At 57.0% G+C, this 22805-nt stretch carries 21 protein-coding genes; 8 read left to right on the top strand and 13 right to left on the bottom strand.

Translation table 11 applies throughout. From position 1 onward, the window contains the following. Positions 1 to 233 precede the first annotated feature (233 nt). The 4 genes from ACOZ42_RS08140 to ACOZ42_RS08125 all read right to left on the bottom strand — a co-directional run bounded on the left by ACOZ42_RS08140 (position 234) and on the right by ACOZ42_RS08125 (position 4689). Positions 234 to 1199 carry a LysR substrate-binding domain-containing protein gene (locus tag ACOZ42_RS08140; RefSeq protein WP_003800059.1) on the bottom strand — a complete coding sequence of 322 codons (966 nt, stop codon included), beginning with the start codon at positions 1197 to 1199 and terminating at the stop codon, positions 234 to 236. A gap of 159 nt (positions 1200 to 1358) precedes the next feature. Beyond that, a complete protein-coding gene (recG, locus tag ACOZ42_RS08135; protein WP_426345809.1) occupies positions 1359 to 3440 on the bottom strand; it encodes an ATP-dependent DNA helicase RecG in 2082 nt (693 codons plus the stop codon). Between the two features lie 12 nt (positions 3441 to 3452). Continuing rightward, the gene (locus tag ACOZ42_RS08130) at positions 3453 to 3839 is read right to left on the bottom strand and encodes a Rid family detoxifying hydrolase (protein ID WP_003800063.1); all 387 of its coding nucleotides are present in this window, start codon (positions 3837 to 3839) and stop codon (positions 3453 to 3455) included. 73 nt (positions 3840 to 3912) lie between these two features. Next, entirely contained in the window at positions 3913 to 4689 is a 777-nt protein-coding gene (locus ACOZ42_RS08125; protein ID WP_131071787.1) for a ferredoxin--NADP reductase, read from the bottom strand. Positions 4690 to 4988: 299 nt separating this feature from the next. On the opposite strand from ACOZ42_RS08125, the gene ACOZ42_RS08120 reads away from it, so the two are divergent. From ACOZ42_RS08120 to ACOZ42_RS08110, 3 genes are all read left to right on the top strand, one after another. Then, positions 4989 to 6032, top strand: a complete 1044-nt coding sequence (locus tag ACOZ42_RS08120; RefSeq protein ID WP_003800067.1) for a Fe(3+) ABC transporter substrate-binding protein — start codon at positions 4989 to 4991, stop codon at positions 6030 to 6032. A 94-nt stretch (positions 6033 to 6126) separates the two neighbouring features. Continuing rightward, a complete protein-coding gene (locus ACOZ42_RS08115; protein ID WP_003800069.1) occupies positions 6127 to 7791 on the top strand; it encodes an ABC transporter permease in 1665 nt (554 codons plus the stop codon). Further along, entirely contained in the window at positions 7788 to 8576 is a 789-nt protein-coding gene (locus ACOZ42_RS08110) for an ABC transporter ATP-binding protein (RefSeq protein ID WP_426345808.1), read from the top strand. The genes ACOZ42_RS08115 and ACOZ42_RS08110 overlap by 4 nt, the downstream gene beginning before the upstream one ends. 80 nt (positions 8577 to 8656) lie before the next feature. Here the strand turns inward: ACOZ42_RS08110 and ACOZ42_RS08105 are convergent, their stop codons facing one another. The 7 genes from ACOZ42_RS08105 to ACOZ42_RS08075 all read right to left on the bottom strand — a co-directional run bounded on the left by ACOZ42_RS08105 (position 8657) and on the right by ACOZ42_RS08075 (position 17514). Next, entirely contained in the window at positions 8657 to 9235 is a 579-nt protein-coding gene (locus ACOZ42_RS08105) for a GNAT family N-acetyltransferase (RefSeq protein WP_426345807.1), read from the bottom strand. Between the two features lie 159 nt (positions 9236 to 9394). After that, positions 9395 to 10807 (bottom strand): type I glutamate--ammonia ligase, encoded by a 1413-nt coding sequence (gene glnA, locus ACOZ42_RS08100; RefSeq protein ID WP_059317635.1) that lies wholly within the window; start codon positions 10805 to 10807, stop codon positions 9395 to 9397. Between the two features lie 226 nt (positions 10808 to 11033). After that, positions 11034 to 12248, bottom strand: a complete 1215-nt coding sequence (gene hemW, locus ACOZ42_RS08095) for a radical SAM family heme chaperone HemW (protein WP_240208700.1) — start codon at positions 12246 to 12248, stop codon at positions 11034 to 11036. Positions 12249 to 12252: 4 nt separating this feature from the next. Then, complete coding sequence (gene rdgB, locus ACOZ42_RS08090) at positions 12253 to 12864, bottom strand: RdgB/HAM1 family non-canonical purine NTP pyrophosphatase (protein WP_131071783.1); 612 nt, start codon at positions 12862 to 12864, stop codon at positions 12253 to 12255. Positions 12865 to 13017: 153 nt separating this feature from the next. Next, positions 13018 to 13755 carry a ribonuclease PH gene (gene rph / locus ACOZ42_RS08085; RefSeq protein WP_059317637.1) on the bottom strand — a complete coding sequence of 246 codons (738 nt, stop codon included), beginning with the start codon at positions 13753 to 13755 and terminating at the stop codon, positions 13018 to 13020. A gap of 29 nt (positions 13756 to 13784) precedes the next feature. Next, positions 13785 to 16406: an AAA family ATPase gene (locus ACOZ42_RS08080; RefSeq protein WP_426345806.1), complete on the bottom strand. Its 2622-nt coding sequence runs from the start codon at positions 16404 to 16406 to the stop codon at positions 13785 to 13787. Beyond that, positions 16396 to 17514: a metallophosphoesterase family protein gene (locus ACOZ42_RS08075; RefSeq protein WP_131071781.1), complete on the bottom strand. Its 1119-nt coding sequence runs from the start codon at positions 17512 to 17514 to the stop codon at positions 16396 to 16398. The genes ACOZ42_RS08080 and ACOZ42_RS08075 overlap by 11 nt, the downstream gene beginning before the upstream one ends. A 353-nt stretch (positions 17515 to 17867) precedes the next feature. On the opposite strand from ACOZ42_RS08075, the gene ACOZ42_RS08070 reads away from it, so the two are divergent. Both ACOZ42_RS08070 and nudC read left to right on the top strand, forming a co-directional pair. Continuing rightward, on the top strand, positions 17868 to 18800 hold the full coding sequence (locus tag ACOZ42_RS08070) for a YicC/YloC family endoribonuclease (protein ID WP_426345805.1): 933 nt from the start codon (positions 17868 to 17870) through the stop codon (positions 18798 to 18800). A gap of 595 nt (positions 18801 to 19395) precedes the next feature. Beyond that, positions 19396 to 20184 carry an NAD(+) diphosphatase gene (nudC, locus tag ACOZ42_RS08065; RefSeq protein ID WP_426345804.1) on the top strand — a complete coding sequence of 263 codons (789 nt, stop codon included), beginning with the start codon at positions 19396 to 19398 and terminating at the stop codon, positions 20182 to 20184. Here the strand turns inward: nudC and ACOZ42_RS08060 are convergent. After that, a complete protein-coding gene (locus ACOZ42_RS08060; protein WP_426345803.1) occupies positions 20165 to 20620 on the bottom strand; it encodes a MarR family winged helix-turn-helix transcriptional regulator in 456 nt (151 codons plus the stop codon). The genes nudC and ACOZ42_RS08060 overlap by 20 nt on opposite strands. Before the next feature lie 60 nt (positions 20621 to 20680). After that, positions 20681 to 20827 (bottom strand): hypothetical protein, encoded by a 147-nt coding sequence (locus ACOZ42_RS08055; RefSeq protein WP_336579535.1) that lies wholly within the window; start codon positions 20825 to 20827, stop codon positions 20681 to 20683. Positions 20828 to 20870: 43 nt separating this feature from the next. Between ACOZ42_RS08055 and ACOZ42_RS08050 the strand changes: the two genes are divergently transcribed. From ACOZ42_RS08050 to ACOZ42_RS08040, 3 genes are all read left to right on the top strand, one after another. Next, positions 20871 to 21005: a hypothetical protein gene (locus ACOZ42_RS08050; protein ID WP_268885619.1), complete on the top strand. Its 135-nt coding sequence runs from the start codon at positions 20871 to 20873 to the stop codon at positions 21003 to 21005. A gap of 27 nt (positions 21006 to 21032) precedes the next feature. Next, positions 21033 to 21407 (top strand): helix-turn-helix domain-containing protein, encoded by a 375-nt coding sequence (locus ACOZ42_RS08045; protein WP_207307418.1) that lies wholly within the window; start codon positions 21033 to 21035, stop codon positions 21405 to 21407. A gap of 69 nt (positions 21408 to 21476) precedes the next feature. Beyond that, on the top strand, positions 21477 to 22793 hold the full coding sequence (locus tag ACOZ42_RS08040; RefSeq protein WP_426345802.1) for a M20 metallopeptidase family protein: 1317 nt from the start codon (positions 21477 to 21479) through the stop codon (positions 22791 to 22793). Positions 22794 to 22805: the final 12 nt, after the last annotated feature.

The following is a 22805-nucleotide window of genomic DNA, read 5'->3' as shown; positions in this document are numbered from 1 at the left end:
AGGCTTTTTGGCGACGGCCTTTTTAGCAGTCACTTTCTTGGCGGGGGCCGGTTTTGCTTCAGCCTTTGCATCGGCTGCAACTGCGACCTTGGTATCAGTGTTCGGGGCTTCTTCGGCCTTGTTGACCTTGGCGGTTTTACTCACTGCTTTCACGGCTTTTGCCATAGTGGACTCCTGTTAAACAGAGGGCTAAATAAATACTGAAGCAGAATAACACGCAGTGGCTGCGCGGCTTACGCTAGTTCAGGATACGGGAAATTGCTGTTGTATTCGACTTTTAAGTAGTTCACACCAGCTAACCCGCTTTCCATGATCCCACGGGTCAGCGCATCAATGGCCGAGAGACGTGGAAAACTTTTGCGCCAGACCAAGGCAATGCGCCGATCTGGAATGGGTTTTTTGAAGGGAACGTAGGCCAGCAGTTCGTTAGCCTGTCCGGGGGCCGTCAGTGAACTGGCAGGCAGGACCGTCAAACCGATGCCGGTGGCGACCATATGTCGGATGGTTTCCAGCGACGATCCTTCAAAGGTGCGCTGTATCCCTTCACTGGAGGCCGAAAAACGGGATAGCTCGGGGCAGACATCCAGCACCTGGTCGCGAAAGCAGTGGCCGGCGCCCAGCAGCAACATGGTTTGGTCTTTCAGTTGCTCGGGGTCGATTTCCTTACGCTTGGCCCAGGCATGATCATGCGGCATAGCCACCACAAAGGGTTCGTCATACAGCTCGCGGATGACCAGACCTGTCTCGGGCAAAGGCAGGGCCACAATTGCACAATCAATCTCACCTTGACGCAGCAGCTCCAGCAGGCGCACCGTAAAATTTTCCTGCAATAACAGCGGCATTTGCGGAGTCAGTTCGATCTGCTTGGGAACCAGCTTTGGCAGCAGATACGGCGCTACGGTGTAGATAATGCCCACGCGCAATGGACCGGCCAGGGGGTCATGGCCCTGTCGGGCAATTTCGCGCAAATTGGCCCCCTCTTCCAGGACCTTCTGTGCCTGGGTAACAATACGCAGCCCGATCGGGGTAATCGCCACTTCGGGCCCGCCACGCTCGAAGATGACCACGCCTAATTCGTCTTCCAGCTTCTTGATGGCCACCGATAAGGTGGGCTGGCTCACAAAGCAGGCTTCGGCGGCACGCCCAAAATGGCGTTCGCGTGCCACGGCAACGATGTACTTCAGCTCGGTCAATGTCATGACAATTCCTTGTGCAAAACAGCATTAAGACCTTGGGTAAAGAGCGCTGGCCGGACAGGCTGAGCATCTTCACCACAATACAGGGGCGCCTATGGCGCCATATCCATCCTGCCTGGCTTAGCACGCCGTAAACGGTGAAGCTTGTAGGCAGGCTCATGGTCAACTACGCAGTAACTCTTCCCGTCCCTTCATCCAGCGCTGCAAATGCTGGTGAGCGTGGTCTGGATAATCACGTCGAAAGGAGCTGGCCAAGTGTTGGGCCTGTTCGATCAGGTCCTCATCAGACTGCAAACTGGCAAAACGCAGGCCGGCCTGTCCGGACTGGCGCATGCCCATAAACTCGCCAGGGCCGCGTTGTTCCAGGTCGCGGCGGGCGATCTCAAAGCCATCCGTGGTTTCATACATGGCCCGTAAGCGCAAGCGGGCCACTGCCGAGAGCGGTGCCTGGTACAGCAGTACACAAACGGACTGGATCTGCCCGCGCCCTACCCGACCGCGCAGCTGGTGCAGTTGAGCCAGACCGAAACGCTCGGCATGCTCAATAATCATCAAAGAAGCGTTAGGGACATCCACCCCCACTTCGATGACGGTCGTGGCGACCAGCACGTCCAGATTTCCGCTGCGAAAGGCTTCCATGACCTCCGCTTTTTCTGCCGAGGACAAACGGCCATGAATCAGGCCGACCCGCAAAGGGGCCAGGGCTTGTTCCAGTGCCGCATGGGTGTCGACAGCGGTTTGTAACTGCAGGGCCTCGCTTTCCTCGACCAGGGGACAAACCCAATAAGCTTGTCGTCCCTGAGCAACTTCGGCTCGCACGCGGGCCATGATCTCATCACGACGATTGTCCGCCGCCAGTTTTGTGATGATGGGACTGCGCCCGGGCGGCAACTCGTCAATCGCGGACACATCCAGATCCGCAAAAAACGCCATGGCCAGCGTGCGCGGGATAGGGGTCGCACTCATATTGAGTTGGTGGGGCAAATAGGCTTGGCCTTTGTTGTCCTGTGCATCGCCCTTGCGGTTCAGCTCCAGACGCTGGCCCACTCCAAAGCGGTGCTGCTCGTCCAGGATCACCAGCCCCAGCTTATGAAACTGAACATTGTCCTGAATCAGGGCCTGGGTGCCGATTGCCAGACGCGCTTGCCCAGAACGAATGGCCTCATACGCAAGGCGTTTGGCCTTCACGCCCAAACTGCCGCTTAACCAGGCTAGTTCCACGCCCAGCGGTTCCAGCCACGTACGCATTTTCAGATAGTGCTGCTCGGCCAGGATCTCTGTGGGTGCCATCAGGGCTACCTGGAAACCGCTGGCAATGGCCTGCACCGCAGCAATAGCCGAGACAATGGTTTTTCCGCTACCCACGTCGCCTTGTAAAAGCCGGTGCATGGGATAGGAGCGCTTCAGGTCCGCACTGATCTCTTTAACGCAGCGCTGCTGAGCTGCCGTCAGGCTAAACGGCAAGGAGGCCAGCAGGGATTGGAGCAAATCGCTCTTGGCTTCACGCATCGGCTTGGCGCGTTGAGCCTGACGGGCCGCGCGAGCTTGCGCCAAGGAGAGCTGCTGAGCCAACAGCTCATCAAACTTGATGCGGCTCCAGGCGGGATGGCCCTGCTCGAACAATTCGTCGTAGCTGAGCTCTGGCGGCGGGTAATGCAAGAGCCGGATGGCCTCGTTAAACGGCATCAGGCCATATTCGGCACGGACTTGCTCGGGAAGCGTGTCGCGCAGGTCCGCGGTATTGAGCGCATCGGCAATGGCTTTGCGCAGTTGGGTCTGACTTAAGCCGTCCGTGGTGGGATAAACGGGCGTTAGTGCGCGCGCCAGGGGTTGGCCGGCTTTGGTGACTTTGGGATGCACCATTTCCAGGCCATGAAAGCCCTGGCGCACCTCGCCACGCACCCGCAAGGGCAAATCGCTTTGCAGTTGTTTGAGCTGGCTGGGATAGAAATGCAGCCAGCGCAAGGCCAGCTCGCCACTTTCATCGGCAATACGGGCATGTAGCTGCGCCCGAGGCCGAGCCTGGACATCTGTGCTGAGAATACGTCCTTCGATCTGCGCCATCTTGCCAGGGTAAAGATGGGCAATAGGCTCGACCTGGGTTTCGTCCTCGTAGCGCAAAGGCAGATGGACCACGAAGTCGGCAGGCTCTCGCAGACCGAGCTTTTCAAATTTCTGGTCCAGACTGAGCGCTTTACGAGGCGCAGTCCGTTTGGCCTGAGGCGCAGGTCGACCTGCGGTCATGGCAATACGTCTTTAGAAATTGAGGATTGCCTCGACCTCGAACTGAGCGCCTTTGGGCAGGCTGGCCACACCGATGGTCGAGCGTGCGGGGAAAGGCTGCGGAATCAGTTCGGCCATGATGGCATTGGCGCTGGCAAAGCGGGACAGGTCTGTCAGAAACAGCGTCAGTTTGACGATGTCGGTCAGGCTGGCGCCAGCTTCTTTGACCACGGCTTCCAGATTGGCGAATGCCTGACGTACCTGACCTTCAAAATTTTCAGATACCAGTTCGCCGGTGGCCGGCTCCAAACCGATTTGACCAGACAGAAACACGGTCTTGCCGCCCGATGCAATGATGGCCTGAGAATAAGGGCCTACGGCAGCCGGAGCGGCGTCGGTGAAGACAACTTGCTTAGTCATAAGAAACCTCTGATGAGTGTTGTACTATCAGAGTTTAAGCGCCTATAGCTAAAATTAACAGATCTTGGCGTGATTATTTTTCCACGAAGGCGCGTTCAATCACGTAGTCGCCGGGTTGTCCAACACCAGGCGATACTTCAAAGCCGCGCTCATCGAGCATGGCGCTGATGTCGGCCAACATGGCGGGGCTGCCGCACAGCATGGCGCGATCCTGAGCAGGGTCCAACGGGGCAATGCCCAAATCCTGGCACAGCTTGCCGGTTTCGATCAGTTCCGTGATGCGGCCCGTATTGCGGAACGCCTCGCGCGTAACCGTGGGGTAATACAGCAGCTTTTCGCGCACCATCTCGCCAAAGTACTCGTTTTGGGGCAGCTCGTGCTGGATGAAATCCGAGTAGGCCAATTCGCTCACATAGCGAACACCGTGTACCAGGATCACTTTCTCAAAGCGCTCATACGTGTCCGGATCTTTGATGATGCTCATGAAAGGAGCCAGACCGGTGCCCGTGCCAAACAGGAACAGATTGCGCCCGGCCCGCAGGTCGTCGATGACCAGCGTGCCCACAGGCTTGCGGCTGACCAAAATGGTGTCGCCTTCTTTCAGGTGCTGCAGGCGCGAGGTTAATGGGCCGTCCGGCACCTTGATACTGAGAAACTCCAGGTTCTCTTCGTAATTGGCGCTGGCGATACTGTAAGCACGCATCAGCGGCTTGCCATCGACTTCCAGACCGATCATGACAAAGTGCCCGTTATGAAATCGCAGGGCGGCGTCGCGGGTAGTGGTAAAGGAGAACAAGGTGTCGTTCCAGTGGTGGACGCTAAGCACTTGTTCGGTATTGAAAGCTGCCATGGTAGTTATCGTGTAAAGGGGCCACAAAGCCCGGATCAGTAAGCAAATATCTGCCCATTGTACCGAGTTCAGCAGGTAAATCCATGCTCGAACATCAATGCGATTTGATCGCAATCAGGACAAACCATTAAGTTTTCAGACGAGGAATTGTCGCTCTCCGGGCGGGCTGCTGAACCGCAGATTTGACTGTTTTGCGTACTGACTGCCCAAATAATTCTTGCCTACTTCCTGCATACGTTTGATAATCATTCACATTTTCCGGCTTTAAGCTAACTGCGCCTGTTTCTGGAGTGTTGATGATGCGCTTTACTCTTCGTAGTCGTGCCCTGACCCAAGCCCTGCTTCTGTCCGCGATGGGTACTGTGTCGATGGCGGCTTTTGCTTCTGGCGAAGTCAATCTCTACACCACCCGCGAACCCGGACTGATTACTCCTCTGTTGGAAACCTTTAGCAAAGACACGGGTGTGAAGGTCAATACCGTGTTTGTGAAAGATGGCCTGATCGAGCGTGTCAAGACAGAAGGTGACAAATCCCCTGCCGACATTCTGATGACGGTAGACATTGGCAATCTGCTGGATCTGGTCGAAGCGGGTATTACCCAGCCGGTGGAATCCGCAGCCCTGGACAGTGCCATTCCCGCCAATCTGCGCGGCGCGGACAAACAATGGTATTCCCTGTCCTTGCGTGATCGCGTCGCTTATGTTGCCAAGGACGTGGATGTGAAAAGCATTCACTACGAAGATTTCGCCGACCCCAAGTGGAAAGGCAAAGTGTGCATCCGTTCGGGCCAACACCCTTACAACACGGCCTTGGTCGCCGCCATGATTGCTCATGATGGGGCCGAAGCAACGGAAAAATGGTTGCGTGGCGTCAAGGACAATCTGGGTCGCAAAGCCGCCGGAGGGGACCGTGACGTTGCCCGCGACATTCTGGGCGGGATTTGTGATATCGGTATCGCCAATGCCTACTACGTGGGCCGCATGAAAAATGCCGAGCCAGGTAGCGACGCCTACAAATGGGGTGAAGCCATTAATGTGGTGCGTCCCACCTTCGCGGACACCAAAAGTGGCGGCACGCACGTGAACATTTCCGGTGCGGCGGTGGCCAAGCATGCTCCCAACAAGGACAATGCCGTCAAATTGCTGGAATACCTGGTTTCCGAGAAAGCGCAGAGCCTGTATGCCAAGGCCAATTACGAATACCCCGTGCGCGCCGGTGTTGAACTGGACCCGGTCGTGGCCAGCTTTGGGCCCTTGAAGGTCGATCCCTTGCCGCTGACTGAAATCGCCAAGCATCGCAAGCAAGCCAGCGAGTTGGTGGATAAAGTTGGCTTCGACAACTAAAATCGCCCTACTCTTTTTCTACGACCGCCAGCTTTGAGAAATCAGAGCGGCGGTCGTCGCGCATTGAAGCGCCTGTAACACCTAGCCTTTCATAATGCCCTTTTTTCGTCGTCTGCCTCTTTGGTCCCTGGCCGCTGCTGTGATTGCCCTGATTGTGGCTGCGCCTGTGATTACCCTGCTGACCCACGCCTTAGGCGGCTCGACCGAGCACTGGTCGCACCTGTTCCAGTTCGTGTTGCCCCACGCCATGAGCAATACCTTATTGCTGCTCCTGGGGGTGGGAGTGGTGGTCAGCTGTTTAGGGGTGGGCGCTGCCTGGCTGATTACCGCCTACGAGTTTCCAGGTAGGCGGGTTCTGCAATGGGCGTTGCTGCTGCCTTTGGCGGTCCCGACCTATATCGTGGCCTTTGCTTATCTGGATTTGCTGCATCCGATCGGGCCGATTCAATCGGCCATACGCTATGTGCTGGGTTACAGCAGCCCGCGTGAATTTCGTCTGCCGGACCTGCGCTCCCTGGGCGGGGCCATTTTTCTGCTGGGCTCGGTGCTCTATCCTTATGTTTACCTGAGTACACGAGCCATGTTTGCCACTCAGTCGGCCAGTCTGCTCGAAGCGGCACGCATTATGGGGGAGTCCGGACGCAGTGTCTTTTTCCGGGTTGTGCTGCCGATGGCCCGCCCCGCGATTGCTGTGGGCGTCAGTCTGGCCTTGCTGGAAACCTTGAATGATATCGGCGCTTCCGAGTTTCTGGGTGTGCAGACCTTGACGGTATCGATCTACACCACCTGGGTGACCCGTTCTGATCTGGCAGGTGCCGCTCAAATCGCTGTTTCCATGCTCTGTCTGGTGGCGGCCTTGATCAGCATTGAGCGTTATGGCCGTCGTCGCCAGGCGTATTCCAGTAATCAACGCTCCGAGCCTATTCGACCCACTCGGTTGAAAGGCTCGGCGGCCTGCATCGCGATTGCCTTGGGTGCGGCCCCCGTGCTGGTAGGGTTTGTGGCTCCTTCCCTGTATCTGCTTAACGAGACAATCAAACATGTGACGCAAACCGGCGGCATCTCGGCGCAACTGCTCAACAGTGCCTGGAACACCCTGTATATCGCTGCCCTGGCTACGCTTGCGACTCTGTTCTGTGGTCTCGTGGTTGCCTGGGCTGCCCGCGCCGTCCGTTCGGGACGCAAGCCTCGTCTAGCCCGTTTTCTGGCCGGTGTCAGCAGTCTGGGCTACGCCATTCCCGGGACGGTGTTGGCGATTGGTCTGTTGACTCCCCTGGTGATGTTCGATTCTTTTTACAACCAGCTCCTGTCCTGGTTGGGCATTTCGTCAAGCGGACTGCTCTTGATGGGCTCTACTCTGGCCTTGGTGCTCGCGTATACCTTGCGCTTTCTGGCGATCTCGATTGGCGGCATCGAGGCTGGCCTGGCTCGTATTCCCGCTTCCTTGGAGCAGGCCTCCCGCCTATTGGGTGAAACGCCGGCCGGCACGCTCAAGCGCGTGCATTTGCCTTTGCTGCGCCCGGCCATGGGTGCGGCTGCCCTGCTGATTTTTGTGGATGCCATGAAGGAGCTTCCGGCTACCTTGCTGCTGCGTCCGATGAATTTCGAGACCCTGGCAACCTGGTTGTATGCGGAAGCGGCGCGGGGAACCTATGAGGAAGGCGCGGTGGCGGCTCTGGCCATTGTGCTGGCCGGTTTGATCCCCGTTATTTTATTGGCTCGTACTCAATTGATGGCCTCTGGCCCACGCGCATCATGAATGATTTTCTGGATTTACAGGCTATTACCCTGTCCTACGATACGTCCGAGGGATTTCGGCCGGTCGTCGACCAACTCAGTTTGCACCTGCCACAAGGGGAAATTGGCTGTTTGCTTGGCGCGTCCGGCTGTGGCAAGACCACGGTTCTGCGTGCGATCGCCGGCTTTGAGCCTTTGCGCGCCGGGCATATTTTGCTCAATGGCCGTGTGCTATCCGCTGTTTCTCAACAGGTTCCACCGGAAGACCGGCATGTCGGCATGATGTTTCAGGATTACGCGCTTTTCCCTCATCTGACCGTAGAGAAGAATGTGGCGTTTGGCATGCGCAAATGGGGCCGGAACGAACGACAAGAGCGGGTACACGACATGTTGGAGTTGGTGGATCTGTCCCGCTTGGCACAGCGCTATCCGCATGAATTGTCCGGTGGTCAGCAACAGCGTGTTGCTCTGGCGCGAGCGCTGGCTCCCAAGCCCTCCTTATTATTGCTTGACGAGCCGTTTTCCAATCTGGATGTGGATACCCGTGAGCGGCTGGCCTTTGAGGTGCGCGAGATTTTAAAAAAGGCCGGCATCACGGCAATATTGGTGACGCATAATCAGGCAGAGGCCTTCGCGATTGCTGACCGCATCGGCGTGATGCAGGCGGGCAAGATTATCCAATGGGATACGCCCTACAGCCTGCATCATCATCCCGTGAATGACTTTGTCGCGGACTTCATCCGGCGGGAGGCCATTATGGCGCAGCGTGCCCAGGCCTTTTTACGTGGGGAGCCCGTGGAGCTGTGACTGGGGTCGCGTTCTCCCGCGCCGCGGCCCTGACCGCACAGGGTGCCCTTTTCTGTCTGTGGGCGTTGCACGCTGGATTGCTACAAACCTAAACGCCTAGCCGGGTGGTCTTGATGAGCATCCATACTGCCATCGGCGGGAGTCGCTGGCTTGACCATGTCAATATGAGCAATGCCATCTTCGTCGTAGATTTCACCGACGGGTTCAAACCCTAAAGACCCGTAGAACTTCTGCAAATGAGCCTGTGCGCCAATGCGAATATCCTCGCCAGGATACTGAGCATGCGTAAATCGTATAGCCTCAGCCACTAGGGCATAACCGATCTTCAAACTGCGAAACTTGGCCACAGTCAGGACGCGGCCAATGGACGGTTCGGCATACTTCAGTCCCGGCTCGACAACGCGGGCATAGGCCGCCAGCTCTCCATCCTTGAACACCGACAAGTGCCAGGCAGTCAGATCCAGACCGTCTGCTTCCTGATAGGCGCACTGCTGCTCCACCACAAACACGGCTTCGCGAACCTGGATGAGGGCGTACATCTCCCGAGAGGAGAGATCATCCAGTCGTTTCCATTGAAAATCCAGGGTCATCTTTACTTCCATATCGATAGGGTTTGCGTGATTGCGTAGGGTCATGGTCTGGGCACGAGTCGCAAGCATAAATTGCCAGAGCCCAGGCGCTCCGGGCGGCTTGAGCAGCGCGGTTACTGAGGCTGCGGATTGCTCAGTGACACCGTTTCTGCATTTGCCGTGTCCATAAAAAGAGCGGCCGAAGGCCGCTCTTTTTGACCGCACTGGCACAAGCCAGCGCCCGCGATCTTACAGGCTGTAGTACATGTCGAATTCGACCGGATGCGGCACCATGCGCAAACGGGTGATTTCGGCTTGTTTCAGCTCGATGAAGGCATCCAGCATTTCGTTGCTGAACACACCGCCCCGGGTCAGGAACTCGCGATCCTTGTCCAGAGACTCGATGGCCTGTTCCAGAGAAGCGCACACGGTTGGGATCTTTGCATCTTCTTCGGGAGGCAGATCGTACAAGTTCTTGTCGGCAGGATCGCCAGGATGGATCTTGTTTTGCACACCGTCCAAACCGGCCATCATCAAGGCCGAGAAAGCCAGATAAGGGTTGGCCATTGGGTCGGGGAAACGTGCTTCCACACGCCGAGCCTTGGGGTTGCTGACGTAAGGAATGCGGATCGAGGCCGAACGGTTACGGGCGGAATACGCCAGTTTGACCGGTGCTTCAAAGTGCGGAACCAGACGCTTGTAGGAGTTGGTCGTGGGGTTGGTGATGGCGTTCAGAGCGCGAGCGTGCTTGATGATGCCGCCAATGTAGAACAAGGCAAACTCGGACAGCCCGGCGTATTCATTACCTGCAAACAAGTTCTGGCCATCTTTCCAGATGGACTGGTGAACGTGCATGCCCGAACCGTTGTCGCCCACGACAGGCTTGGGCATGAAGGTTGCCGTTTTTCCATATACGTGAGCCACGTTATGGATGGTGTACTTCATGATCTGATTCCAGTCTGCGCGCTCGACCAGGGTCGAGAAACGCGTGCCGATTTCCAGCTGACCGGGAGCCGCCACTTCGTGGTGATGGATTTCAACAGGAACGCCCTGCTGCTCCATCAACAAACACATTTCTGCGCGCAGATCGGCAAAAGAGTCTGTGGGTGACACAGGAACGTAACCGCCTTTGACCCCTGGGCGATGACCCAGGTTGTTGCCATTGAGTTCCAGACCGCGCGACCAAGGGGCTTCTTCGGAGCGAATCTTCACGAAGCTGCCCGACATGTCGTCGTTCCAGGTAATCCCATCGAACACGAAGAATTCTGGCTCGGGACCAAAGTACGCGGTATCGCCCAGGCCGCTGGAGCGCAGGTAGGCTTCGGCACGCTTGGCCAGCGAACGGGGATCGCGGTCATACCCTTTCAGGTCGGACGGTTCGACCACATCGCAGGTCAGAATCAGGGTGGGCTCTTCACGGAACGGGTCCATACGCGCGGTTTTGGCGTCCGGGATGAGCAACATGTCCGAGGCTTCAATTCCTTTCCAACCAGGCAAGGAAGAGCCGTCAAACGCGACGCCGGACTCAAAGCGATCCTCGTCCACCGCGTGTGCGGGGGTGGTCAAGTGGTGCTCACGGCCCAGGGTATCGGTAAAGCGGAAATCGACAAACGTGATTTCGCGTTCGGCGATGATCTTCAGAACATCTTCGGGGGTGGACATGGTTACTCCAGCGTCAATGACGTTAACAAAAAGTGAGGAGGAGTGGCGCGGATCATTGTGTAACCCACTACGGCAGGTCTTAATTACGTTTACCGGGATCAGATCTGAATTGATCCAAACAGGCCGATTTCGATAAAGTAGTTATGGCATAGGACTTACCAGAAATTAATTGTAGAGCAATTGTGCAGATGCACAATAAAAAATGTCTTAAATAAACAATTAAATGTCAGGAACCTGCATCAGGAAGGAATGCTTCCTGTAAGTCATTTAGAAAGCGCCAGCCTAAATCCGTAGTTCGAATACGCAGCGGATCGGCAGCCAGCAAACCTTTTTCAATATTGCGCCTGATGGTGGGCAGGATCTGTGCCAGTGGCACGCCCGTGCGCTCCTGAAAGTATTGGGACGGCACCCCGGCTTTCAGACGCAACGCGTTCAGCATGAACTCAAAGGGCAGGTCCTGAGGGGACACACGCGCATTGTGCGCATAGTGGCTGCCATCCCGTTTGACGGCGGTCTGCATCCACTGGGCTGGGCTGCGGGTCGTGGCGGTACGAATAATACGGTCGTGAAAGGACAATTTGCCATGCGCACCGGGACCGATACCGATGTAGTCGCCAAACTCCCAGTAATTCAGATTATGGCGGCTGTGACCACCCCGCTTGCTGTAGGCGGATATTTCATACTGCTCCCAGCCGCGACTGGTCGTCAACTCGATCAGCCTGTCCTGCATGGCCGCGCTGTCATCGTCATCAGGCAAGGCAGGCGGATATTTGGCAAAGACGGTATTGGGTTCCAGCGTCAAGTGATACAGCGACAAATGCTCCGTTTCGTAAGACATGGCTTGCAAGATGTCGTGTTCGGACTGGGCGGGTGTTTGCCCCGGCAAGGCGTACATCACGTCCAGGTTCACGCGGTCTACCGCTTTCAGGGCGGCCTCGATGGCCTGGCGTGCTTGCTGACTATCGTGAATGCGTCCGAGCGCTTTCAGGGCCTGATCGTTAAAGCTTTGGATGCCCAGAGAGATACGGTTTACGCCACTGTGCGCATAGTCCATGAAACGCGAGGCTTCCGAAGCGCCGGGATTGGCTTCCAGTGTAATTTCAGCATCGGGCAGCAGGTTCAGATGAGCGCGCAGCATGGCCAACATGCGGTCTAGCGCCTGAGCCGATAAAAGACTGGGTGTGCCGCCGCCGATAAAGACGGAAATGACCTGTCGGCCCCAGACCAGGGGCAAGGTTTGCTCCAGGTCGGCTTGCAAGGCGTCCAGGTACTCGTTTTCGGGCAACTGCGCCGGTGCTTCGTGTGAGTTGAAGTCACAGTACGGGCACTTGCGGACACACCAGGGCACATGCACATAGACCGATAAGGGAGGCAGGCTGGGCAAGAGAGTCGCCGGCCCCGAGCCGGGCCGGATTCGTACTTCGGGAGAAAAAACGCTCATGTCTTTACTCGGCCGCCAGACGATGCAGCAACGCTCGCATGGCCTGCGCCCGATGGCTATATTGGTTTTTCACCTCGGGCGCGAGCTGTGCAGCGGTTTGCCCAAGTTCGGGAAGATAAAAGTGCGGGTCATAGCCAAAGCCGTGCTCGCCGGCGGGCTGATCCTGAATCTCTCCTTCCCAGACCCCTTCAATCACGATGGGCCGTGGGTCCTGAGCATGGCGCACATACACCAGAACGGCCACATAACAGGCGCGGCGGTCGCTTTGTCCTTGCAGACGCTGGACCAGCAAGGCGTTATTGGCAGAGTCGGACTTCTCACCACCTAGCTCGCGAGCGGCAAATCGGGCGGAGTACACGCCGGGGGCTTCGTCCAAGGCGCGCACGCACAGGCCAGAGTCGTCAGCCAAGGCGGGCAAACCGCTTAACTGGCTGGCATGACGGGCCTTGGCCAGCGCATTCTCGATAAAAGTGGCAAAGGGCTCCTCGGCTTCGGGAATGTTCAATTGGCCTTGCGGAATCATGCTGATACCGGCCTGGGCCAGGATGGCGGAAAACTCCTTGAGCTTGCCGGCATTGTTGGAGGCCAGGACAACACGCTTGGATGTAGTGTTCATAAGTGGCAACAGGCGGCAAAGCGCCCTGTTCAGTAAAAAGGACAAAGCGCCGTGCCAGGCAGTGTGTGCTGCATGGGACGGCGTCCCAATAGCGGTTTGTCACGCTGTCTGGCGGTGTCGCGAAGGGAGCAGGACAGACCCGTTTCATCGTGATCAGCCCTGCAAGGCCTGTTTCTGGGCTTGCATCAGCTCGGCAATGCCCTGCTCGGCCAGATCCAGCAAGCGGTTCAAGGTGGGGCGCGCAAAAGTTTGGCCTTCAGCGGTGCCCTGCACTTCCACCAGATTGCCGCTGCCTGTCATGACGATATTCATATCCACGCCGCAGGCGGAGTCTTCCAGATAGTCCAGATCCAGCACGGGGTGGGATTCGAATACACCGACCGAAACGGCCGCCAATTGATCCAGAATGGGCGAGGCTTGCAGTTTGCCCTGCTCTTGCAGGTTGCGTACCGCCAGACTGGCGGCAACCCAGGCACCGGTGATGCTCGCGCAGCGGGTTCCGCCGTCGGCTTGTAGAACGTCGCAGTCAATATGGATGGTGCGCTCGCCCAAGGCCTTCAGATCAAAAACGGCGCGCAGGCTGCGGCCAATCAGGCGCTGAATTTCCTGGGTGCGGCCATTTTGCTTGCCACGGGCCGCCTCCCGGTCGGAACGGGTGTGGGTGGAGCGTGGCAGCATGCCGTATTCCGCGGTTACCCAGCCCTGCTCCTTGCCTTTCAGAAAGGGAGGCACTTTGTCGAGCACGCTGGCATTGCACAGAACATGGGTCTCGCCCAAGCGGATCAGCACCGAACCTTCGGCGTGACGAGTGAAACCAGTCACCAGTTCGACAGGACGGCATTGTGTGGCAGATCGACCCGAGGGGCGTGCAATCGTAGCGTTTTCAGACAAGGCTAGGCTCCGTACAAAATTGAAAACATCTATTGTACGCCTTGCGGCACGGGCCGTAGCGCCACTCCCATGTCCATCCACTTGTCGGCCTGGCAGGTGAAAAGCAGGATCTGATGGCGCTGTGCCGCATCGTGAATGATGCGTTTCATGGCTTCGAGGCGATCGTTGTCACTGTGGACCAGCACGTCATCCAGAATCAGCAAGGTAGGACGGCCTGCCTGCTGCAGCAAATCCGCATAGGCCAGACGAGCAATCAGGCCGATTTGCTCGCGTGCGCCAAAACTCAGGCCATCAATATCGTCGGCCAGGCCTTGCCCACTGTCGCGCTGCAGCCAGCGTGGAGCCAGGTGCTCGTCCAGCTCGACGCGTGCTTTGCCCAGCAGCAGGCGTAGATAGTGGTTGATGTGCTTTTGCAAGGGTTCGTGCAGTTGCTGGGTCAAGGCGCTGCGCTGTTCACGCAGTACAGATAGCAACAGCCGTAGCGCTTGCACGCGGCGTTCGTACGCTGTGCAGCGGCGCCGACAGTCGTTCAGTCGCAGCACGGTCTGATCGATTTGTTCTTCCAGACCTTGGGCGCCGTGCGTTTCCAGCTTGGTTTGCACAAGCTGGGCAGCCAGGCAGGCCTCGTTGTAGCTCTGCTCCTGCTGCTGGGCGCTGCGCTCCAGCCGCTGCAAGTCTTGTTCCAACACGGCCAACGGCAGGGAGGCAAGTTCAGCGTCCAAGGCTTTCTGATCGGCCAGCAGTTGATCGCGTTGCAGGCGCAACTGTCCCCACTGCTGTTCGCGCTCCTGCTGCGCCCGCTGGCGTTGCGGGTCCGCCCATTGCTGTTCCAGACTATTGGCTTCGGCCTGGGCCTGTTCCAGACGGGCCTGAGTGCGGGCAACGGCCTCGCGGGCATCATGCCACTCACTTTCGAGCGCCCGGTACTGCTGCTCAGCCAAAGTGGCAGCTTGGACGATACGGCTCAATTCCGACGCCTCAATCGCTTCGCCTTGTGGACGCAGCGGTGCGAGGCGCTGTTGGGCTGCCTGAACCAGACCTTGCAAATGTGCTTTTCCTTGCGGAGCCAGCGCTTTCATGGAACTGCGTAACAGTCGGTCCTGTTGTTCTTGTTCCCGATATTGCTCGCGGCGGCGTTCCAGTTCTTCCAGGCTTCTTCCGCCCAACTGTCCAAGTGCCTGTGCGTATTCTTGCTGAGTTTTCGCCAACTGCTGTTGCACTTTACCCAGGTCTCGACCACCGGGAATGATGCGTAGCTGGCCCATTCCGGGCAGTTCAATCAGGGTGCTGACGCTCAGGTGAGCGCGGTGTCGGCCTTGAATGGATTCGCCATCCAGCACCAGACTGGCTCCGTCTTGCAGTTCGATCTGTACTTCGGTGGAAATCGTCTCCAGCTGGTGTTGCAAGCGCTGAATGAGCTGGTGCTGCTGACGCAATTGCTCCAGGGCCTCGTCGGCGATTTTCAGCTGGACCAAGGCGGCACCGCATTGCGCCAGTTGGGCTTCCAGCTTACCCAGTTCCTCCAGTTGCCCTTGCATCTGCTGCAGCTGCTGCTGTGTGCTGTCAAAGCTGGCTTGATCTTGAAACCATTGTTGCCAGGTACGGGCGCGTTCCTGCTCCTGCAGACTGGCGTCTTTATGGCTGCGCGCCTGCTGCAGGCGCTGGCTCAGGCTGCTGAGCAGGCTCTGTTCCAGCTCCAGTTTGGCACGCAGGGATTTCACCTGCTCAGCACGCTGACTACGTTGGCTGGCCCACTCCTGGTCGCGTTCCCCGGCTTGTTGATAGAGCTTTTCACGCTCCGCCAGCATGGTCAGGGTTTGTTGCAACTCTTTGGCTCGCTCCTGCAATTGGCGGGCTTGAAGCAACTGAACCTGTACCTGTTTGGCCTGCTCACGCAGTTGTTCCCAAGGGCGCTTCGCTTCGGCGTGGGCAATGTGCTTGCGGGCCTGCGCCAGTTCGTCCACCCATTGCTGATATTGCTGCAAGGCGGATTGCTGGCTCTGCAACTGGTCTTCCAGCTCCTTGGCTTCCTTCTGCGCTGCCAACCAGACGCCACGAGGCTGTCCTTGAGCCTGGGTCACATATTGGTCCAGCTGTTGCTGGGCCTGTTCGATCAGATAATCCCCGTCTGCACTAGTCAGATCGGCAATTTCGCTACCCAACGCCTGCTGCAGGGTGCCGCTGGCGTGCTCGACCGAGCTACGCAGGTCCTGGCCTTGCCCTTGCTCAATCCACAAAAGGCCCGGCACACCCCAGTTACGGGGCTGACTACTGCCTTTGGCGGCATACTCAAACCCCATTTGCTGGGCCAAGTACTGCTCGGCCTCATCATTATCCAGATGGTGATTGCCTATGTATAAATCGCAGCGTTTGCGCTTCAGGAAACGCTTGCTCAGGCGCATCTCCTGGCCGTTCAGACTGAAATCCAATTCGATTTCTGGCGCGGCCGATGAATCGCCCCAGGGCAGGATTTTTGTCAGGCTACCGGTGCCATAACGCTCGAAAAACACCGTACGCAGGGCTTCGGCCAAGGTGCTTTTACCCGCTTCGTTCGGCGCGCTGATGATATTCAGGCCCGGTTCCAGCTTGTCCAGTGATACAGGCTGGCGAAAACGTTTGAATTGTTCAACACGTAAAGACTTAATGTGCATGACCACCTTCCTTGTCGCGCAGCAGACTGGCCAGAATCAGCAAGGCATCCTCGGCAGCCTGCTGCTGGCTGCCGTGACGCAGCGCCTGCAATTGGTTCAATGCGGCCTGCAGATAGCCATCCGCTTGCAAGGCATCCAGGTCTTCTTCGGAAGGCGCCAGCCGCAAGGCCTCGCGCTGGCAGTCCCAGGCGCGGCACCGGGCCTGGGACTGTCCCAGAAGACTCTCCAGCCGCTCAAAACCACTCAGGCTCAACTGGCCCGATAGTTCCAGCTCCACCACGCTTTGATCGGCCAACGCATTGAGCTCCCGCTCCAGCAGGTCCAGATCCGTGTCGTCATTCAGATGGTATTGAATGCTGCGCCACAGGTGCTGCGCAACCGGCAAGGCTTGAACGACGGGCGTGGCGCCCGGTTCGCTGATGTCCACCAGCAAGGCCTGGCCTGAGTCATTATCCCGAAAGCGATCCGGCTCGGGCGTACCGCTGTAGTAACAGCGCTCGTTGACTTTGACCGTGCCGTGCCAGTCGCCCAGTGCCAGATAATCCAGCTTGGCGCGTTGCACGCGGTTTTGGTCAATCAGGTTATGGCTGTCCAGATGTTCCAACACGCCGCTGACACTGCCGTGCGCCAGACCCAGGCGCCAGTAACCGGCCGGGCTTTCCGCCTGATCGAACCAGTCGCTCAAATCCTGGTAGGTCTGGCGCTGAGTCAGGGGGGCCGGCAGGACGGCGACCTTGAGGGAGTCCAACAGAAACAGCTCGGGCGCATCGAGCACATGCACATGATCGGGAATGCAGTTCAGGCGCCGGGCCCGTGTCCAGACACTTTCGCTCAGAGCCGCATCATGATTACCAGGCAGCAAAAGCCACGGCCCTTTGAATCCGGCCATGGCATTGAAGCTGCGGCGCAGATTGCGATCACTCAAGGTCTGGGAGTCGAACACATCACCCGCCACCATCAGCAGGTTCACGCGATGCTCGGTGGCCAGCGCGGCCAGCTTCTCGATAGCCTTGAAACGCGCCTCAGCCAGGGCAGCCGCGTCCTCCAGCTCAAAGCGCGCGTATTGGCGCCCGATTTGCCAATCGGCGGTATGCAAGATTCGTAGCATGACAGCTTGCCTTAAAAAAGAGCCTCCGTGTTGCACCGGTGAACTGCCGCCCTCTTGGTAGGAGCGCTAGTCATGCAGGAGCAATTCGGCGGTTACGCCCAAAACCCAGGCCCCTATCTGGGACGGCCACACCTCAGGGAGGGAAGGCTCCGTGGGGCAGACAGGCGGTAAAAAACGGTCACCACCCTGCTTCCCGGCCCTGCCTTTGCGGTACGGATGGGAGTGTAAGGACAAAATTGGCCGCCATCGGCCAAAAGCCTAAAGTATAGAGCTTTGCAGACGCTTGGGGAGCCGCCAAAGCCGGGGCGTAAGAGTACAATCGGTGGCTTTATTCCATTCTTAAAGTGACCCCCATGATCCGTAGCATGACCGCGTTTGGCAGTGCCAAGGCCGAGTCCGAAGCAGGCACCATCACTATCGAGATGCGTAGCGTCAACAATCGCTTTCTGGACCTGAATCTGCGTTTGCCCGAGGAGCTGCGTTTTGCGGAGAATCTGCTGCGTGAGCTGGCCGCACAAGGCGTACAACGCGGCAAGCTGGAGCTTCGGGTCAACTTCGCCCGCAGCGGAAGCGATCAGCAACGCACCCTGGATCTGGAAGCGGTCGAGCGCACGGCACAGATGCTGCAGATTGCCCGCGTCAGCATTCCCGATCTGCCGGCACCGGAGCTGCAAACCTTGTTGAGCAATCAGAGTGGTAATAATTCGGGCATGGACCCGGAGTTATGGTTGCCGATGATCAGTGAGGCTTTTCAGGCTGCTTTGCAGGATTTTCAGGCCACAAGAGAGCGAGAAGGCCAACGTCTGGCTCAGGCCATGCTGGAAATCCGTGAGGATATGAGTGCGATTGTCGACGAAGTTGAACAGCACTTGCCGTCCATTTTGACCGAGCAAAAGAACAAGATCGCCAGTCGTTTACACGATGCCTTGCTGCAAGCCAGCCCCGACGGTTTTGCCCTGATCTCGGGGGAAGAGTTGTCAGCACGGGTGGCGCAAGAGGCGGCTGTTTTTTCCCTGCGTATTGATGTGGCGGAGGAACTGGCTCGTTTGCGTTCCCACTTGAGTGAACTGGAATTGATCCTGAACGGAGACGTGCTTGCCGCTCCCGGCAAGAAAAGCGCCCGGCAAGGCAGTACCGGCAAACGCTTGGACTTTCTGTTTCAGGAGATGAACCGAGAGGCCAATACCTTGGGCTCCAAGGCCGTTAGCATGGACATGACACGGGCCTCGATTGATCTGAAGCTGTGCATTGAGCAGTTGCGAGAGCAGACTCAGAATATTGAGTAGCAAGGGGCCTGCTGCCTTTAGCTGCTGAGGGGTTTGCTTTTTTCAGCCACGCAGCACCGCCCCGTCTCCTGGTAGGCCATTTTTTCTCCAAAAAGCCGTCTTGCTCAAAGCAGACGGTTTTTTTTTGAGCCTTTTTGCAGCCTATCCCAATAAGATAGTCTCGTTTTTTTAAAGTGGCCTGATAAATTGACGAAACAACATAAACACTTTATCAGCCGCCTTAATATATAAAAATAAAATAGGATTTTTAAAAATAAAAAATTAAAACAAAAAATCGACCATGGTTTTTTCAATAATAAAAAAATATTTGGGATTGAAAATTAATTTTCTTTTTTTAATTAATTTTCACTTAACCATATGCCCACTAACTAGTATTTTTCAACTTTTCCCCGCTTATTTTCTTGAGAGCTTGAACACCAATGCAAGCTTTTTTCCTGTTGCTGCCTGTTTTAGGACCGCAGGTTCTTGCTACGCCCTACCCCGCCTCTCCACTTTTTCAGCGGTGATTTTCTTCGCTGTTTTGCGTCCCGTACCTTCCCGTACAATAGCGGGCTCGGTGCTGCGCTTAGGCGGCGTATTAAAGGACAGGAAACACATGAATTTCATTTTTCGTGGAAATGAAATATTGGTCAGCAGTCAAGACGGACAGGCCTTGATTCCCGCCAAACCCCCGCTGGATATCCCACCGGCACAATGGCATGCGCTTTTTTCGGGAGAGGATTGCCAGGATTTTGCCTGCCATGTAGCTGCACAGACTCCTGCTCCCGATGGCTTTGCCTTTCGTCCCCTGCGTGGCGTTCTGTCGCAACTGGACGAACTGGCCAGCATCGCCAACCGGGCGTTCCAGGTATCCGAGTGGGCTCGAAGCCATCGATACTGTGGTGTGTGTGGTTCGGCCATGGAGCGTGTAAAGCATGAATTGTGCTTTCGTTGTACTTCTTGTGGCTTCTCGGCTTATCCCCGAATCTCCCCGGCCATGATGGTGCTGATCCGCGACAAGAACCGTATCTTGCTGGCCAGCCACTCCACCTATGCAACGGCGCGCTACACCGCCCTGGCTGGTTTTGTGGAGGCGGGAGAAAACCTGGAAGAAGCCATTCACCGCGAGGTCATGGAAGAAGTGGGGCTGCGCGTGGACAATATCCAGTATTTCGGCAGCCAGTCCTGGCCGTTCCCGCATTCGTTGATGGTGGCTTATACCGCCGAGTATGCGGGCGGGGAATTGTGTATCCAGGCAGACGAAATCAATGATGCGCGCTGGTTCGGGCCAGAGGACGCCTTGCCCGACCTGCCCCATACGGACTCCATTGCAGGTCGTTTGATTCGGGCCAATCTACCGGGTCAGGCTGCTTGCAGGCGTCCAGTCAATTTGCCAGATGCGTAGCCATTGAGCGCAACATACGGCCCAAATCCTGGCGCTCGTCCACGGTCAGAACAGACAGGGCGTTGTCAATCATTGCCTTGGCAGGCGGCCAGACCTGCGCGTAGCGCTCGCGACCTGTGTCGCTCAGAAAGACGCGCATGTAGCGACTGTCCGTCTCATCCGTGCGACGCTGCACCAGCCCACGATCCTGCATTTGGTCAAGCACCCGACTGAGGACTGGCTTATGGACCACAATAGCCTTGGCAATTTCTCCTATGCTGCACCCATCCTTATCCCACAGGTATTGCAGCACCCTGAAATGCACGTAGGTCATATTGTGTTCACGCAGGGTGGTGGATCTAAGGGTCTGGTCCAGCTTGTAGATAATGGTGGCCATTTGAAAAGCCATATTGGTCTCTACATTGCTGTCCAGGATGGAAACGGGGGATTTGCTCATAATGCCTTGGTGAAGTCTGTCCTGCGGGTACCGCCTCAGGAAAGCAGAGCCGTCAGTATACTAGCCCAGCCATGTGTAGGAACGAGGGCGCAAGCCATCAACAAGACAATGCCCCAGTTGGACGCCAATGACCCTTTCCCCGAACTGACAGGACGTCATGTGCTGGGCATCGCGGCGCGCCTGGCGCAGCATGATTCCGGTATGCATCAGCTACCCCTGAGGGCAGATTCTGTACACTCACAGCGGCTGCATGACCGTGACTCTGGATCAACACCTGTGTTTGTTGCCGCCAAGCTGCTTGATCTGGATTCCGGCTCTGCTTGCCCCTCAGGTACAACTGAGCGAACAGGTCAAGTACCGCTCGGTTTATCTGGCCGCGGATTGAGAGCAGCCGCCACGACAGCATCTGATATTGCTGTTGCTCAATGAGCTGCAAGCCGCGCACGAGCGGGCTCTTTTTCTGCCCTTGCCTCGTGATAGTCGTTTGCGGCCGCTGGCTGGGGCCAAGCTGCCACCGGCCCTGAAAGACCTGTCGGTGGAGCTGGGCCTTAGCGAAAAAATAATCAGTCGTCTGTTTAAACGGGACACAGGCCTGAATTATCAGCAGTGGCGACAGCAATGGCGTGTATTCAAGGCGATCGAACAGCTTGCGAGCGAGCAGCGCGTGACGTGGCTGGCCTCGAACCTGGGTTTTGCCAGTGACAGTGCTTTTATCGCTTTCTTCAAAGAACACACGGGACTGGCCCGAGGGCATTCGGGCATTCACAGTGGTATAGGTGTCAATTAACTGCGCCGGTGACAGGCTGGGCCGGTGCTATGATCAATCGCTATGACACTAAAAAAGCGAGGAGACAGTATGGGACACGCATTTCGCCTGAGCCTATTGGTGACGAGTTGCCTGCTGGCCGGGACGGCGTTGGCACAAACCAGCCATCCGATGGTGGAAACAGCGATGGGCAAGGCCGATGCCCTGGAGGAAAAGGTGATCGAGTGGCGACGCCACCTGCATCAGAATCCTGAGCTTTCTTATCAAGAGCATAATACGGCGGCTTATATTAAAGCGGCACTGGAGAGCATGCCCGGCTATCAGATTCAAAGCGGGATTGCACAGACCGGGATCAAGGCCGTCTTGAAAGGCGGAAAGCCTGGCCCTGTCGTAGCCTTGCGTGCCGATATGGACGCCCTGCCTGTACAGGAACGCAATGACCTGCCCTTCAAGTCCGTTGCCAAAGGCACCTGGCAAGGCAAGGAAGTGTCGGTATCGCACGCGTGCGGCCACGATACGCACGTTGCCATGCTGTTGGGTGCTGCCCAAGTTTTTTCCGACATGCGTGAGGAACTGCCGGGTACGATTGTGCTCTTGTTTCAGCCCGCCGAAGAGCAAGGTCCTGGTAAGCCCTTGAGCGGCGCCAATGCCATGATGGCCGAAGGCGTACTGGACAAGCCTAAAGTGGATGTGGTCATGGGCCAGCACATCGGACCTTCTTACCCCGCAGGGAGCATTGGCTACCGAAAAGGCAGCCTGATGGCCAGTGGTGATGTGTTTTCCATTTCTCTGGCGGGTAAAGGCGGCCACGGTTCCTCGCCCTGGACGGCCGCCTCCCCGCTTGTTGCCGCTGCCGAGACGGTGGTGGCGCTAAATAGCATCATCGCCCAGCGAACGAACCCACAGGATGGCACAACAGTGGTGACGGTAGGCTTGTTGCAAAGTGGTAACCGTCCAAATGTGTTGCCTGAAACTGCGGATATCAGCGGCACGGTGCGCTCACTGTCTAAACAAAATCAGACAAGGGCTCACGAGTTGATTGAACGATATGCCCAAAATATTGCAGCCAACCATGATGTGAAAGCGACCGTTCGCATCGACACGGGCTATGAGGTCCTGGTCAGCGATCCCAACGTGACTCAAACCATCATCCCTGCTCTGGAACTGGCCAGCGACCGTATCGGGGCCAAAGAGGTGCCGCCAGGTATGGGTTCGGAGGATTTTGGCGCGTTTGGCAAGAACGTACCCGTGGTTTTCTGGCGGCTTAATGCCTCACCCTATCCGGATAAAATGGGTGCGCCCAATCATTCACCTGAGTTCATGATTGATGAAAAGGCCCTGCGCATCGGAACGCGTGCTTTGCTGGCCAGTTCATTGACTTATATGCTCGACAACCACACTCCTTGATACGGGGATGTC

It is taken from the genome of Alcaligenes sp. HNGD-HTN06, from assembly GCF_049932565.1.
Taxonomy (GTDB): domain Bacteria; phylum Pseudomonadota; class Gammaproteobacteria; order Burkholderiales; family Burkholderiaceae_B; genus Alcaligenes; species Alcaligenes ammonioxydans.
Note: the sequence above shows the minus strand (reverse complement) of the source record. Positions and strands in the feature narration are given on the sequence as shown.

Coding starts and splice junctions, on each gene's coding strand:
- ACOZ42_RS08140 (WP_003800059.1), bottom strand. CDS start 1,199: ATGACATTGACCGAGCTGAAGTACATCGTTGCCGTGGCACGCGAACGC.
- recG (WP_426345809.1), bottom strand. CDS start 3,440: ATGACCGCAGGTCGACCTGCGCCTCAGGCCAAACGGACTGCGCCTCGT.
- ACOZ42_RS08130 (WP_003800063.1), bottom strand. CDS start 3,839: ATGACTAAGCAAGTTGTCTTCACCGACGCCGCTCCGGCTGCCGTAGGC.
- ACOZ42_RS08125 (WP_131071787.1), bottom strand. CDS start 4,689: ATGGCAGCTTTCAATACCGAACAAGTGCTTAGCGTCCACCACTGGAAC.
- ACOZ42_RS08120 (WP_003800067.1), top strand. CDS start 4,989: ATGCGCTTTACTCTTCGTAGTCGTGCCCTGACCCAAGCCCTGCTTCTG.
- ACOZ42_RS08115 (WP_003800069.1), top strand. CDS start 6,127: ATGCCCTTTTTTCGTCGTCTGCCTCTTTGGTCCCTGGCCGCTGCTGTG.
- ACOZ42_RS08110 (WP_426345808.1), top strand. CDS start 7,788: ATGAATGATTTTCTGGATTTACAGGCTATTACCCTGTCCTACGATACG.
- ACOZ42_RS08105 (WP_426345807.1), bottom strand. CDS start 9,235: ATGCTTGCGACTCGTGCCCAGACCATGACCCTACGCAATCACGCAAAC.
- glnA (WP_059317635.1), bottom strand. CDS start 10,807: ATGTCCACCCCCGAAGATGTTCTGAAGATCATCGCCGAACGCGAAATC.
- hemW (WP_240208700.1), bottom strand. CDS start 12,248: ATGAGCGTTTTTTCTCCCGAAGTACGAATCCGGCCCGGCTCGGGGCCG.
- rdgB (WP_131071783.1), bottom strand. CDS start 12,864: ATGAACACTACATCCAAGCGTGTTGTCCTGGCCTCCAACAATGCCGGC.
- ACOZ42_RS08080 (WP_426345806.1), bottom strand. CDS start 16,406: ATGCACATTAAGTCTTTACGTGTTGAACAATTCAAACGTTTTCGCCAG.
- ACOZ42_RS08075 (WP_131071781.1), bottom strand. CDS start 17,514: ATGCTACGAATCTTGCATACCGCCGATTGGCAAATCGGGCGCCAATAC.
- ACOZ42_RS08070 (WP_426345805.1), top strand. CDS start 17,868: ATGATCCGTAGCATGACCGCGTTTGGCAGTGCCAAGGCCGAGTCCGAA.
- nudC (WP_426345804.1), top strand. CDS start 19,396: ATGAATTTCATTTTTCGTGGAAATGAAATATTGGTCAGCAGTCAAGAC.
- ACOZ42_RS08060 (WP_426345803.1), bottom strand. CDS start 20,620: ATGAGCAAATCCCCCGTTTCCATCCTGGACAGCAATGTAGAGACCAAT.
- ACOZ42_RS08055 (WP_336579535.1), bottom strand. CDS start 20,827: ATGCATACCGGAATCATGCTGCGCCAGGCGCGCCGCGATGCCCAGCAC.
- ACOZ42_RS08050 (WP_268885619.1), top strand. CDS start 20,871: ATGACCGTGACTCTGGATCAACACCTGTGTTTGTTGCCGCCAAGCTGC.
- ACOZ42_RS08040 (WP_426345802.1), top strand. CDS start 21,477: ATGGGACACGCATTTCGCCTGAGCCTATTGGTGACGAGTTGCCTGCTG.